Genomic DNA, 12941 nt, shown 5'->3' with positions numbered 1-12941 from the left:
CTCAACCTCCTTTCACCGAGCCGGCAAGCAGCCCGCGGACGAAATAGCGCTGCAGCGAGAAGAACACGATCAGCGGCACGATGATGGTGACGAAGGCCGATGTCGTCAGGATCTCCCAGTCGCCGCCGCGCGAGCCGAGCAACGCATTGAGCTTGGCGGTAAGCACGATCTGGTCGCCCTCGGTACCAAGGAAAACCATCGCCACCAGCAGATCGTTCCACACCCAGAGAAACTGGAAGATGGCGAACGAGGCCAGCACCGGGAACGACAATGGCAGCACGATCTTGACGAAGATCTCGAAATCGCTGGCCCCGTCGATGCGTGCCGACTCCATGATCTCGCGTGGCAGGCCGGCGATATAGCTCCTCAACAGATAGATGGCGAAAGGCAGGCCGAAGCCGGTATGCGCCAGCCAGATGCCGAGATAGGTCTTCGACGGCACGCCGAAGAAGCTGCCGACGCCGTTATAGAGCTTCAACAGCGGGATCAGCGACATCTGCAGCGGCACGACCAGGAGGCCGATGATGACGGCGATGAGCAGCGCCCGGCCGGGAAAGCGCATCCAGGCCAAAGCGTAAGCGGCGAACGCGGCGATCAGGATCGGGATGACGGTCGCCGGAATGGTGACGGTCAGCGAGTTCATGAAGGAGCGGCCGATGCCTTCCGAAAACAGCACCGTGTCGTAATTGTCGGTGGTGAATTTCGGCGGCGCCGACGACGCGTAATAGACGCGCTGGCCGCGTTCGCCTTCGAAAGCCTTCGGCGAGGTCATGACGAAACTGCCGTCGGCATTGAGTTGCAGGGTCACGCCGTCGCCGAGATCGGCTGTCGTGCCGGCGGGATATTGCGTCGGCGCGGCCGACTTGACGCCGAAGGCGCTGATGTTGCGGGCCGGGCCGTCGCCGAAGATATTGCCTTGCAGGACGAACTTTCCGTCCTTCTCGACCTGCGCCGAGGCTGGCGGCAGCCGGCCGGCTTCCGTCTGGCTGGAACTGGTGAACGAGTTCCACCAGCCCGAAGCGATGATCTGATCCTTGTCGCGCAGTGACGAGACCAAAATGCCGAGCGTCGGGATCGTCCAGATCGCAACGAAGATGAAGACGGCGATATGGACGCCGAAACGGCTGACAAAGGACTTACCGGTCGACACGGCCATCTCAATGCCCTTCCGTCTCTTTGTTCGCCTGGCGGATGTTCCAGACCATGATCGGAATGACCGCTATCATGATGATGATAGCGATGGTGGCGCCGCGGCCGAAATCGCCGCCGCCGCGGAACATCCAGTCGAACATCAGATTGGCCAGCACCTGGCTGTTCCACTGGCCGTTGGTCATGGTCAGCACGATGTCGAAAACCTTCAGCACCAGGATGGTGATGGTGGTCCAGACCACGGCGATGGTGCCCCAGATCTGCGGCACCATGATCTTCCAGAAGATCTGGAAAGGGTTGGCGCCGTCGATGACGGCGGCTTCCAGCGTCTCTTCCGGAATGCCGCGCAAGGCCGACGACAGGATGACCATGGCAAAGCCGGTCTGGATCCAGATCAGGATGACCATCAGGAAGAAGTTGTTCCAGAACGGCAGCGAGATCCAGACCTGCGGCTGGCCGCCGAAATACTGGATGATGGCATTGAGCAGGCCGATCTGCGTCTGGCCGTCGCCGCGATATTCGTAGATGAATTTCCAGATGACGCTGGCGCCGACGAACGAGATGGCGAGCGGCAGGAAGATCAGGCTTTTTGCGATGGTGCCCCACCAGATCTTGTCGGTGAGCACGGCGATGATCAGCCCGAGGAAGGTGCAGGCGGCCGGCACCACCGCCAGCCAGATGATGTTGTTGAGGATCGAGTTGCGGAACTCGCGGTCGCCGAACGCCCATTGATAGTTGGCCAAGCCGACGAAATGGGCGCCGCCGCGATCGAGGAACGACAGCCTCAGCGTCTCCACTACCGGGTAGATCAGGTAGATCGTGAGGATGATCATCGCCGGGCCGACGAACAGCCAGGGCCGGATCACCCCCTGCCGGCGCAGATTGTTGATCGCCGCCTTGCCGGAAACGCCGCGTGCCGGAAAGATCGTGTCGAGTGCCTTGTTGGCGCCCCAGAAATAGGCGACGCAGCCGCCCACGCCGATGATGATGACGAATATCGCCGAAAAAATCTGAGCCGCCATGGGTCCCTCCCCCTGCGCACGGATCCGCCAGTCGAGAATGGCTTTGGCGACGGGATCATGCGCCGATTCAGTTGTCTGGAGCGCGACCAGCCGGAAAGCAGGTCACTGGGCGCGCGTCATGCCGGAATGCGTTGTACTCACGACAATCGACGCGACGCCAAGCACCGGGTAGGGTCCGGGCCGTTTGAGGCTCGGACCACATCACATTGGGAACTCAAGCCGGCCGCTTACTTGATCGCGTCCCAGCTTTTCTGGATGTCGGTGGCGACGTCCTGGGCGGACTTGCCGCCGACCAGGTCGATCATGCCGGTCCAGAACGCACCGGCGCCGATCTTGCCCGGCATCAGGTCGGACCCGTCGAAGCGGAAGGTCGAGGCGTTGGCCAGGATCTCGCCCTGCTTCTTCAGCGCGTCGCTGGCATAGGCGTCCTTGTTGACCGACTTGAACGGCGTCACGAAGCCGCCCTGTGCCATCCAGATCTCATGAGCGAGCGGCAGCTTCAGGAATTCGATGAACGCGCGGGCACTCTTGCTGTCTTTGGTGATCATGGCGAGCGTGCCGGCGCCGAGCACCGGAGTGCCGAGCTCGGGCTTGGAAGCGTAAGGCGGGAAGTAGAAGAAGTCGGCATCCTCGCCGATCTTGGTGCCTTGCGGGAAGAAGGTCGGGATGAACGATGCCTGATGGTGCAGATAACATTTTGGCGGCACCGAGAAGAGGCCCTTCGGGCTGTCACGGAAATCGGTCGCCGCAACCGCCTTGGCGCCGCCCTCGACCATCTTGTCGTCGGTGGCGATCTTGCCGAAAATGTCGATGGCGTTGACCACTGCCGGATCGTTGAACGGAATTTCGTTCTTCACCCATTTGTCGTAGGTCTCGGGCGTCTGGGTGCGCAGCATGATGTCTTCGACCCAGTCGGTCGCCGGCCAGCCGGTGGCGCCGCCCGAACCAAGCCCGATGCACCATGGCGTGCCGCCGTCGGCGATGATCTTCTTTTCGAGCTCGGCAAGCTCTTCCTGCGTCTTCGGCACCTTGTAGCCGGCTTCCTCGAAATTGTCCGGCGAGTACCAGACCAGCGACTTCACGTCGGCCTTATACGGAAAGGCGAAGAAGCCGGGCTTGCCGTCCTTGTCCTTGAACGTGCCGAGATCGACCCAGGATTGGCCGGCGCCGTAATTGTCCTTTACCCAGTTGGCGGTTTCGTCGCCGAGCGGCGTCAAAAGACCCTTCGATGCCAGATCCTGGATCAGGCCCGGCTGCGGCAGCACGGCGATGTTGGGCGGGCTGCCGGCCTGCGTGTCGATGACGATCTGCTGCTCGTAATTCTCCGACGAGGAGTACTTGATCTCGGCGCCGGTGGCTTCGGAGAAATAATCGAGGACGGTGCGGATAAGCCCTTCGTCCTCGCCGCGCCACGGCCCGAAGATCGTCAGCGTCTCGCCCTTGAGGTCGACTTTCTTGAGCTCTTCGTAGTTCGCCCAGTTGAAACGGGGATCTTCGCCCGGCTTGAACTTCAGTTCGGCTTGCGCCGGCATGGCGAGCGCAAGCGTGGCAAACGCAGCGCCCAGCAGAAGCATTTTCTTCATCGGTATTCCCTCCCAGTGGTGACAAACACCGAACGAAACCTCCATTCCGTCCGCCGGCGCTGCAGGACTGTGACTCAGTCGGAAAGGAACTGCAACCTTTCGTAGAGTCTTCCAAAGCGCTTTGGTGATTTTGATCTCGCCACTGAATTGATCGCGAGTCAAGAGGAAGCCAAATTAATCGATTCAATTTCTGCGGTCGAGTGCCGGCGAAAGTGCGCTGCAGCACAGTTTTCTGGCGGTGCAGCAGCAAATTCGGCTTCAAACCGGTCCGAACCGTGCGTATGGTCAGTGCGCTCGGGCAACGCGGTTCGTAGCGGCTAGCTCGATTCAGATTAAAAGCGCTTTGAGGTTGGAGGCCTCCGGTGAACCTCAAGCAGCTCTCCCACATGCTGGCGCTTTCGCAGACTACGGTGAGCCGCGCATTGAACGGCTACCCGGAAGTCAACGAGGAAACGCGCCGGCGGGTGGTCGATGCCGCCAAGCGTCACGGCTATCGCCCCAATCCGAGCGCCCGCCGGCTGGCGACCGGCAAGACCGGCATGATCGGCTATGTGCTGCCGACGGGAACGACCGTCGACATCGACCCGCATTTCGTCGAGTTCCTGTCCGGCCTCGGCGACTATGCGCGTTCGCACGAGCTCGACCTGGTGCTGTCACCGGCCGATGCCGACGACCAGGAGACGACCTACCGCCGCATTGTCGCCAACCGGCAGGTCGACGCGGTCTATATCTCGTCGCCGAGGCCGGCCGACCGGCGGGTGGCGCTGGTCAATACGCTCGGCATTCCCTTCATCGTCCATGGCCGCAGCGAAGGCTTCGATTTCGACTATCCGTTCACCGACATCGACAATGAGGGCGCCTTCCACGAGGCGGCGCGGCTACTCGTTCAGCTCGGTCATAGGCGTCTGGCGCTGATCAACGGCGACGATCGCGAGACCTTCGCCATCCATCGCGAGCGCGGCGTGCGCCGCGCGCTTGCGGCGAACGGCCTGGTGCTTCGAGATCAGCATGTCTGTTCCCTCACCATGACCGAGGAGAACGGCTACCGCGCCGCCAGGCGTCTGCTGGAACAAAGCGACGCGCCGACGGCGATCGCCTGCTCCAGCCTGATCATGGCGCTCGGCGTGGTGCGCGCGGTGCGCGATCTCGGCCTGACCATTCCGGGCGACCTGTCGCTGATCGCCCATGACGACGTCTTTCCCTGGCTGAAGCCGGAAAATTTTTCGGTGCCATTGTCGACGACGCGTTCGTCGATCCGCCTCGCCGGCGCGCGCATCGCCGAACGGCTGGCGGCGCGAATTTCCGGCCTGGAGGAGGGCGCTCACGGCGAAGTCTGGCCGGTCGACCTGGTGGTCAGGGGATCGGTCGCCGGCGCGCCGGCCTAGAGGCAATCACTCTGAACGGCCGAGGTCGACTCTTGGCGGCTGTTGGCCAGCACCAGCGGGTGCGTCCTGGCCTCAGGTCGCGGATTTGAGGTGATCGATGAAGGCGCGCAGCTTCGGCAGGACTTGGCGCTTGCCGGGATGATAAAGGAAGACACCCGGCGTCGTCGTGGCGACGCTGTCCAGCACCGACTGGAGTTTTCCTTCGGCTATCGGACCTTCGGCGAGTGGTCGCGGCGTCTGCGCCAGCCCGACGCCCCGCATCGCGGCCCCGACCAATGTCGAATAGTCGTGCGCGATCAGCGGGCCTGAGACGATCGCTTCGATTGCACCGTTGCCGTCGATGAACGACCAGGGCGCGATGGCGCCATTCGAGCGACGCAAGCGTAAGCAGGCGTGGTGGCGCAAGTCGTCGACACGCTCGGGACGGCCGTAGCGCTCGAGATAGTCAGGGCTGCCGACGACTACGAACGAGAACGGCGGGGTCAACCGCACCGCCACCATGTCGGCGGCGATGAGTTGCCCGAGGCGGATGCCGGCATCGAACCCACCGGTCGCGAGATCGACCATCTGGTCGCTCACGGCGATCTCCAGTTCGATCTCAGGATAGGCTTGGCAGAACGACGCGAGCACCGGCTCCAACATCAGCGGCACGATAGCGCGAGGCACAGACAGGCGTAGCAGACCGGTCGGCCGCTGGCCGATATCGCGAGCAGCCTCGCCGGCCGCGACGAGCTCCTCGAATGCCGGGCCGGCACGGTCGAGGAACCGCTGGCCAGGTTCGGTTAAACCAACGCTCCGCGTCGTGCGGACGAACAGCGCCGTGCCCAGGCGAGCTTCCAGCGCGCGCACCGCTTGGCTCACGGCCGATGGCGTCACGCCGAGATCGGCGGCGGCACGGCGGAAGTTACGCCGCCTGGCGACGGCCAGGAACGCCTCGACGCCCTCCAGCGCACCATGTCTGACTGTGTAGTTCTGCTTCATAGGTTGTTGTGATTACACCGGATAGTCGAATTGCGGTAGCGGGCTTAAAGCCGCGTGAACCAACTGTTGAGAGTAGGCCAAATGTCCACGGAAATGGTGTTCCAAACCCATCTTGTTCTCGGCTATGTCGCGTGGCTGCTTTGCTTCGGCGCGTACGGTTTGCCGTTGCTCAGGTCGATGGACCGGGTCGCAGCGCAACGCGCTATCGCTATGCTGCACAGCTTCCGCTTCTTCGGGCTCGTCTTCCTGGTTCCGGGCGTCGTAAGCCCCAATCTGCCCGCTGATTTCGCCGTGTTCGCCGCCTACGGCGATTTCGCGACTGGCGTGCTGGCCATGCTGGCGCTGCTCACGGTGAGGATACGCCCGCTCTTCTGGCCGTTGGTCGTCGCCTTCAACGTCGCAGGGACGGTCGACCTCATCGTCGACTATTACCACGCCATTCAGATCGGCCTTCCTGCACGCGCAGGCGAACTGGGCGCCACCTACGCGATCCCGATCATCTACGTACCGCTGCTGACGATAACGCATATCGCCGCATTCTATTTTCTCCTACGTCCTCAGCAAAACGCGACCTGAGCGGGTTATTCCTTCGCCGCCTCGGCCGCCTTGGTGTTCAGCAGGCCAAAGCCGAAATCATTGTCGCGCCCCTTGGGGCCGAGATCCTTTGCCGTGGCGGCAAGTGCTTTCTCCACCCAGTCGGCGGAGCGGTCGGGCGCGGCATGCAACAGATTGGCGACGGCGCCGGTCACGATCGCCGCGGCGAAGGACGTCCCGGTCACCACGTCCGAGCCGGCGCCGCTCGGCGCCACCATCTCGACGCCGGGAGCGGAGATGAAGACGTAGGCGCCGCGATTGGCCTGCGGCATCAGCCCGTCCTTGGCATCGGTGGCCGTCACCGCGATCACGCCGTCGAAGGCGGCCGGATAACCATAGGGCGCCTTCGGTCCGTTATTGCCGGCGGCCGCGACCAGCACGATGCCAAGCGCGCGCGCATTGCGGCAGGCGATGCCGAGCAGGTCGTTCTTCGGGCCGACGAAGCTCATATTGATGATGCGGACATCCTGCTCCGCCGCCCAGTCGAGCGCCGAAAGGATGACGTCCATGGTCGACTTGCCGCCCTCGAAGGCGCGGGCATGATGGATCCTGGCGCCCGGCGCCATGCCTTTGAACGCGCCGGTGCCGGCGATCAGTCCATCGACCGAAGTGCCGTGGTCGCGCGCCTTGATCGGCACGCCGGGCATGGCATCGAACTGCCCGGCGATGACGCCGGAGAGCGCCGGATTGCCGTCGTCGATGCCGGTGTCGATGACGCCGACGCGCACATTCTCGCCGCTGGCTTTGTCGGCATCGAGCGCGATGCGCTCGAACGCATAATTGACGATGCTGGCCGCCTGCTGCAGCGAGTAGACATGGTTGGCCTCACGCCGCAAAGTGCGGCCGTCGGCGGCGAGCTGTGCCAGCACGACGCCGACCGGGCGGCCATCGGGAATGCCGAAGCGCACCAGCGTGTTGCCGAGCAGCCGCGACTGCCGCTGCGAGCGTATCTCGAGGCCGAACGAGGCCGCGATCTGCTGGACCGCGCCGGCATCGCCATTGACGGTGACCAGCACCTCGTCGGGCACGAAATCGCCGGTCACGGCGCGCGGCGGCTCGGTTGCCACAAGATCGGTCGGCGCAGCCACCGCACCGCCCGGCACCGCAGCCTGTATTGCCGGCGCGACGGCGGGTGGGGTTGCAGTATTGCCAGGAGGTATCGGCGCCTCGGTGACTACGGCAGGATTGGGGAACAGGTCGACAATCAAGCCCGGAAGAAACACCGCGCCCGTCGTTCCATGAGCCGGCGCTTTGCCGCCATCCTTCACGCCGCCGCCATCCTTGGCGCAGTCGGCGTTGGCAGCATTTCCCCGGTTCAGGCAGTCGATCTCAGCCTGGGTGAGGTTAGGATCGTTGGTTTGTGCAACGGCAGACGCGGCGAAGATTGTCATCGCCGCCGTCAATCGAATGACCGCCTCAGCCGCCATCAGCCGGTTTCCTTCCCTCCAGGGCAGCTTCGGTGAAAGGCTGGGCGGCGATAAGGCCAAGCAGCTTCTGATAGTCGGCGGCGGTCTCGGCCGGGACGCCGACGCGGAAGACGCCGTCGGCGGTCGGCCCGCCAGCGATCTTCAACTGGTTCTGGTCGAGAAAAGCGACGATATCGGACAGCTTCGCATCCGGTTTGAACTTCACCAGTGCAAACGGCATTTTGGCCAGATCGTCCTCCGATCCGGCAATCTCGAAATCGCCACCTCTGTTGCCGGTCTGCACAAAGGATTGCGCGACGACCAGGGCCAGCAGCACCGCGGCCGCGGCCCAGGCGACGCCGGCGGGCACCGCCATGAAGCGGCTCCAGGCTTGCGCCAGCCAGGACGATGCCGCCGGCGCGCGGGACGGGCCGGCCTCGGCGTCGAGCGCCTTGGCAAAGCGGCTGAGCGCATCGGCCGGCGGGCGGATTGCCTCGTTTGCGGCAGCGGTGCCGGAGAATTCGGCCTCGGCCTCGCCTAGTGCGGCCATCGCCGCCGGATCGCTCGTCAGCCATTCCTCGATGGCTTCGAGCTCGGTGCCCTCCAGCGAGCCGTTCAGATAAAACGGCAGCAGCATTTCCATTTCGTCGCGGCGTGACATCTTTTCAGCGGCGCTCATGGCCACCCCCTGTCGTAACCGGCGGCCTTGAGGGCTTCGCCGAGTTTCTTGCGGGCGTAGAACATCCTGGTCTTGACCGTTGCGACCGGGATGCCGAGTACCTCGCCGATCTCGCTCACCGATTGCCCGTGATAATAGGCAAGGTCGATCACCGTGCGGTGCTCTTCCGGCATGGCATCGATAAAGCGTCGCAAGGCGGCGGCCTTGTCTTCCTTCATCGTCACGACTTCCGGCGTGTCGGCGCCGTCGGCGACCTGGGCCGCGTCATGGTCGTCGATCCAGTCTTCCTTCCTCTTGCGCAGCAGGGACAGCGCCTTGAAGCGGGCAATGCCGAGCAGCCATGTCGAGACCTCCGAGCGCCCCTCGAAGGCCGGTGCCTGCCGCCAGAGTTCGAGGAACACCTCGTTCGCGATATCGTCGGCCATCTGTTCCGATCCCGTCTGGCGTGCCACGAAGCGGTAGACCCGCGCGTGGTGGCGCATGAACAGGAGCCGCACGGCGGCACGGTCGCCTTTCGCGACCCGCTCGACAAGCGCGCGATCGGTCTCCGCGGCCGTCATCGCCGGTCGAGCCGCCTGGCTCCTGCCTGCTCTGTCGCTGATCGGCCCAAAAAGGTTCACCGCATCCGCCCGTATATCTGCGGAGGCTAACTGAAGAGCGGGAGCGTTGCCAGAGGGAGAAGAGCGCGCGCGCTCAACTCAGGAACGGCTTTGCCTTCATCGTCGCCGGCACCGGCACGCCGAGGCGCGCAAGCACCGTCGGCGCGAGCTGCAACTGATCGAGCAGCGTATTGGCTTCCGGACCCTCGCCGGATCCGAAGTAGTAAAGTGCGAAATTCTGCATCTCCTCGTCGTGGCCGCCATGATGGCCGCGATCGGTCTGGCCATGATCGGCGGTGACGATCACCTCGTAGCCGGCTTCCCGCCAGCGCGGCAGGAAGCCGGCGAGCATGGCGTCCATTGCATAGACGGCATGATCCATCTCGTGGCAGTCATGGCCGAAGCGGTGGCCCATCGAGTCCAGAGTACAGCTGTGCAGGATGCCGTAGTCGATGCCGTAGCGCCTGGTCAGCATGGTCAACGTCGCGAACAGGTCGACGTCGCTCGGTGTCATCTGGTTCCTGGCATTGTAGCCGGTCATGGTGTGAAACCGGCCATGGCTGATCGGCCTGCCCGGCTGGTCGAACTCCATGTCCTCGACCAGATCGAACGGATAGGCCCGGAAGAATTCGGACCAGTAGGAGTGGGTGACCGCACCGGTCTTGCCGCCGGCCCTGCTGACTTCGGAAAAGATGTCCGGCTGTTCGACGCGAAACCGGTTCTCGTTCGACAGGATACCGTGCATTTGGGGCGGCACGCCGGTGTGGATCGAGGCATAGCAGGATGCCGAGGTCGACGGCAGCACGGAGCGCATTTTCCATACGCGGGCTTCGCCTGATTGCACCCAGCCTTCGAGATTGCCCATCAGCCGACGCCAGTTCCGGTAAGGCACGCCGTCGAGGATGATGAGCAATAGTTTTGTGTTGAGCGCCAAGGGCGCCTCCATGCGGCTTAATCGGAAAAGTCAGGGCCGGCCTGCCGTTCAATCCACGCCCGGACAGGATCGTCGGGCGCAAAGTGCGGCCCGCTAGTTCCCCGCGCTGGCCATGCGCCGTCCCTTGATCGCCTTCTCTAGCCAGCCGATCTCCATTTCTGGCACCGACGATAGCAAAAGATCGGTGTAGGCATCGAATGGTGGCGTCAGCACGGTGCTCTTGGCGCCGTAGCGCACCACTTCGCCGCGATACATCACGGCGATTGAATCGGCGATCGACTTGACCGTGGCCAGGTCGTGGGTGATGAACAGATAGGCGACGTTTTCCTCTTTCTGCAGCCCGAGGAGCAGCTCCAGTATGCCGTGGGCGACCAGCGGATCGAGCGCCGAGGTCACCTCGTCGCAGATGATTAGCTTCGGCTTTGCGGCGAGCGAGCGGGCGATGCAGACGCGCTGCTTCTGGCCGCCCGAAAGCTCGGCCGGATAGCGGTCGACATAGCCTTTGCCCATTTCGATCTTGTCGAGCAGTTCCGCGACACGGGCGTCACGTTGCCTTCCGCGCAGACCGAAATAGAATTCCAGCGGCCGACCGATGATGGTGCCGACCGTCTGGCGCGGGTTCATCGCCACGTCGGCCATCTGGTAGATCATCTGCAGTTGGCGAAGATCCTCTTTCGGCCGGTCGGCAAGCCGGTTGGCGAGCGGCCGTCCGTCGAAGGTGACGGTGCCTTGTTCGGGCGGCAAGAGGCCGGTGATGGCGCGCGCCAGTGTCGATTTGCCGGAGCCGGACTCGCCGACCACCGCCAGCGTCTGGCCGGGGAAAATATCGACCGAGACGTTCTTCAGCACCTTGATGTGACTGCGGCCATAGGCGGCGGTGATGTTCTTGACCGACAGGAACGGGCTCGTGCCGGGCTTCTGCTCCTGGTGTTCGATCTCATGCACCGAAACCAGCGCGTTGGTGTATTCCTGGCGCGGCTCCTTGATGATCTGGCGGGTGCCGCCCCATTCGACCAGCCGGCCGTGGCGCAACACCATGATCTCGTCCGAGACCTGGGCGACGACGGCAAGGTCGTGAGTGATGTAGAGTGCCGCGACATGCGTGTCGCGGATGGCATCCTTGATCGCCGCCAAGACGTCGATCTGCGTCGTCACGTCCAGCGCCGTGGTCGGCTCGTCGAAGACGATCAGGTCGGGCTCCGAGCACAGCGCCATTGCCGTCATGACGCGCTGCAGCTGACCGCCCGACACCTGGTGGGGAAAGCGCTCGCCGATGCTTTCGGGGTTCGGCAGGCTGAGCTTCTTGAACAGCGCCATGGCGCGCTTTTCGGCTTCGGCCCGCGTCGCCGTGCCGTGCAGGAGTGCTGCCTCGACCACCTGGTCCATCAGCCTGTGCGCCGGATTGAAGGCGGCTGCCGCCGATTGCGCGACATAGCAGACCTCGCGGCCGCGCAATTTGCGAAACCCTTCGTTGCCGCCCTTCAGGATGTCGCGGCCATTGAGGATGACCTCGCCGCCGGTGATGCGCACGCCGCCGCGGCCGTAGCCCATCGACGACAGGCCGATGGTCGATTTGCCGGCGCCGGACTCGCCGATCAATCCGAGCACCTTGCCCTTTTCGAGCGTCAGCGAGACATCGTGCACCAGCACGATGTTCTTCGGCGCCTCACCCGGCGGATATACCGTGGCCTCGATGCGCAGATTGCGGATGTCGAGCAGCACGCCGGACTTTGGTTGCCCGGGCTTCGGTTGCCCGGGCTTCGGTTGCTTGTCAGCCATTACCCGCGTCCTCCCTTCAGGCTTGTCGTACGGTTGAGCACCCAGTCGGCGACGAGATTGACGGAAATCGCCAGCGCTGCGATCGCCGCCGCCGGAATGAGGGCGGCGCCTATGCCGAAGACGATGCCATCCTTGTTTTCCTTGACCATGCCGCCCCAATCGGCGTCCGGCGGCTGCACGCCAAGCCCGAGGAAGGACAGCGTCGACAGGAACAGTACGGCATAGATGAAGCGCAGGCCGAGTTCCGAAACCAGCGGCGACAGCGCATTGGGCAGGATTTCCCGGAAGATGATCCAGCCGCTGCCTTCGCCGCGCAATTTGGCCGCCTCGACGTAATCCATGACGTTGATATCGACGGCGACCGCCCTCGACAGGCGGTAGACGCGGGTCGAGTCGAGAACGCCCATGACCAGGATCAGCGTCACCAGATTGGATGGCAGCACCGACAGCACCACAAGCGCCATGATCAGCGTCGGGATCGACATCAGGAGATCGACGAGACGCGACAGAAGCGTGTCGAACCAGCCGCCGAAAACCGCCGCCGAGAAGCCGAGGATGGCGCCGAGCGAGAACGACAGCGCGGTCGCCAGCACCGCGATGAACAGGGTGATGCGGGCGCCATAGATCATGCGCGACAACAGATCGCGGCCGAGATTGTCGGTGCCCAGCCAATGCGCCGCCGACATCGGTTCCCAAGGGACGTCGCTGACGATCTCGGCATTGCCATGCGGCGCGATCCACGGCGCAAAGATCGCTGCCAGCACGAACAGCGCCGTCAGCACGATGCCGACCAATGCCGGGATGGGGATGCGTTTGATGACGAGCATACC

Annotated in this window: 12 protein-coding genes; 2 read left to right on the top strand and 10 right to left on the bottom strand. The window is 63.7% G+C overall.

Annotated elements, in window-relative coordinates; genetic code table 11:
• Position 1: 1 nt before the first annotated feature.
• The 3 genes from NKH99_RS01860 to NKH99_RS01850 form a co-directional block, all read right to left on the bottom strand.
• On the bottom strand, positions 2 to 1156 hold the full coding sequence (locus tag NKH99_RS01860) for a carbohydrate ABC transporter permease (RefSeq protein WP_352469838.1): 1155 nt from the start codon (positions 1154 to 1156) through the stop codon (positions 2 to 4).
• A 1-nt stretch (position 1157) separates the two neighbouring features.
• Positions 1158 to 2171 carry a carbohydrate ABC transporter permease gene (locus NKH99_RS01855; protein WP_023680221.1) on the bottom strand — a complete coding sequence of 338 codons (1014 nt, stop codon included), beginning with the start codon at positions 2169 to 2171 and terminating at the stop codon, positions 1158 to 1160.
• Positions 2172 to 2398: 227 nt separating this feature from the next.
• Complete coding sequence (locus NKH99_RS01850; protein ID WP_352469839.1) at positions 2399 to 3754, bottom strand: ABC transporter substrate-binding protein; 1356 nt, start codon at positions 3752 to 3754, stop codon at positions 2399 to 2401.
• 362 nt (positions 3755 to 4116) lie between these two features.
• Between NKH99_RS01850 and NKH99_RS01845 the strand changes: the two genes are divergently transcribed.
• Positions 4117 to 5139 carry a substrate-binding domain-containing protein gene (locus NKH99_RS01845; protein ID WP_352818727.1) on the top strand — a complete coding sequence of 341 codons (1023 nt, stop codon included), beginning with the start codon at positions 4117 to 4119 and terminating at the stop codon, positions 5137 to 5139.
• Positions 5140 to 5211: 72 nt separating this feature from the next.
• Here NKH99_RS01845 and NKH99_RS01840 read toward each other — a convergent pair whose 3' ends face one another.
• Complete coding sequence (locus NKH99_RS01840; RefSeq protein WP_352818724.1) at positions 5212 to 6120, bottom strand: LysR family transcriptional regulator; 909 nt, start codon at positions 6118 to 6120, stop codon at positions 5212 to 5214.
• Between the two features lie 81 nt (positions 6121 to 6201).
• Between NKH99_RS01840 and NKH99_RS01835 the strand changes: the two genes are divergently transcribed.
• Complete coding sequence (locus tag NKH99_RS01835; protein WP_353012461.1) at positions 6202 to 6696, top strand: DUF8737 domain-containing protein; 495 nt, start codon at positions 6202 to 6204, stop codon at positions 6694 to 6696.
• Between the two features lie 5 nt (positions 6697 to 6701).
• Here the strand turns inward: NKH99_RS01835 and NKH99_RS01830 are convergent, their stop codons facing one another.
• The 6 genes from NKH99_RS01830 to NKH99_RS01805 all read right to left on the bottom strand — a co-directional run bounded on the left by NKH99_RS01830 (position 6702) and on the right by NKH99_RS01805 (position 12938).
• A complete protein-coding gene (locus NKH99_RS01830; protein ID WP_353012243.1) occupies positions 6702 to 8141 on the bottom strand; it encodes a S8 family serine peptidase in 1440 nt (479 codons plus the stop codon).
• Positions 8131 to 8799 (bottom strand): anti-sigma factor, encoded by a 669-nt coding sequence (locus NKH99_RS01825; RefSeq protein ID WP_352469844.1) that lies wholly within the window; start codon positions 8797 to 8799, stop codon positions 8131 to 8133. The genes NKH99_RS01830 and NKH99_RS01825 overlap by 11 nt, the downstream gene beginning before the upstream one ends.
• A complete protein-coding gene (locus tag NKH99_RS01820) occupies positions 8796 to 9359 on the bottom strand; it encodes a sigma-70 family RNA polymerase sigma factor (protein WP_352818714.1) in 564 nt (187 codons plus the stop codon). Before NKH99_RS01820 ends, NKH99_RS01825 begins: the two co-directional genes overlap by 4 nt.
• A gap of 133 nt (positions 9360 to 9492) precedes the next feature.
• Positions 9493 to 10332 (bottom strand): alkaline phosphatase family protein, encoded by an 840-nt coding sequence (locus NKH99_RS01815; RefSeq protein WP_352818712.1) that lies wholly within the window; start codon positions 10330 to 10332, stop codon positions 9493 to 9495.
• A gap of 93 nt (positions 10333 to 10425) precedes the next feature.
• A complete protein-coding gene (locus NKH99_RS01810) occupies positions 10426 to 12111 on the bottom strand; it encodes an ABC transporter ATP-binding protein (RefSeq protein WP_353012240.1) in 1686 nt (561 codons plus the stop codon).
• Complete coding sequence (locus NKH99_RS01805; RefSeq protein ID WP_352469848.1) at positions 12111 to 12938, bottom strand: ABC transporter permease; 828 nt, start codon at positions 12936 to 12938, stop codon at positions 12111 to 12113. The genes NKH99_RS01810 and NKH99_RS01805 overlap by 1 nt, the downstream gene beginning before the upstream one ends.
• Positions 12939 to 12941: the final 3 nt, after the last annotated feature.

The organism is Mesorhizobium sp. M0854 (assembly GCF_040319815.1).
Lineage (GTDB): Bacteria > Pseudomonadota > Alphaproteobacteria > Rhizobiales > Rhizobiaceae > Mesorhizobium.
This window is presented reverse-complemented; position numbering and strand designations above follow the sequence as displayed.

What these genes read in the sequence shown, in the direction of transcription:
- NKH99_RS01860 (WP_352469838.1), bottom strand. Translation starts at nt 1,156, where the DNA reads ATGGCCGTGTCGACCGGTAAGTCCTTTGTCAGCCGTTTCGGCGTCCAT.
- NKH99_RS01855 (WP_023680221.1), bottom strand. Translation starts at nt 2,171, where the DNA reads ATGGCGGCTCAGATTTTTTCGGCGATATTCGTCATCATCATCGGCGTG.
- NKH99_RS01850 (WP_352469839.1), bottom strand. Translation starts at nt 3,754, where the DNA reads ATGAAGAAAATGCTTCTGCTGGGCGCTGCGTTTGCCACGCTTGCGCTC.
- NKH99_RS01840 (WP_352818724.1), bottom strand. Translation starts at nt 6,120, where the DNA reads ATGAAGCAGAACTACACAGTCAGACATGGTGCGCTGGAGGGCGTCGAG.
- NKH99_RS01835 (WP_353012461.1), top strand. Translation starts at nt 6,202, where the DNA reads ATGTCCACGGAAATGGTGTTCCAAACCCATCTTGTTCTCGGCTATGTC.
- NKH99_RS01830 (WP_353012243.1), bottom strand. Translation starts at nt 8,141, where the DNA reads ATGGCGGCTGAGGCGGTCATTCGATTGACGGCGGCGATGACAATCTTC.
- NKH99_RS01825 (WP_352469844.1), bottom strand. Translation starts at nt 8,799, where the DNA reads ATGAGCGCCGCTGAAAAGATGTCACGCCGCGACGAAATGGAAATGCTG.
- NKH99_RS01820 (WP_352818714.1), bottom strand. Translation starts at nt 9,359, where the DNA reads ATGACGGCCGCGGAGACCGATCGCGCGCTTGTCGAGCGGGTCGCGAAA.
- NKH99_RS01810 (WP_353012240.1), bottom strand. Translation starts at nt 12,111, where the DNA reads ATGGCTGACAAGCAACCGAAGCCCGGGCAACCGAAGCCCGGGCAACCA.
- NKH99_RS01805 (WP_352469848.1), bottom strand. Translation starts at nt 12,938, where the DNA reads ATGCTCGTCATCAAACGCATCCCCATCCCGGCATTGGTCGGCATCGTG.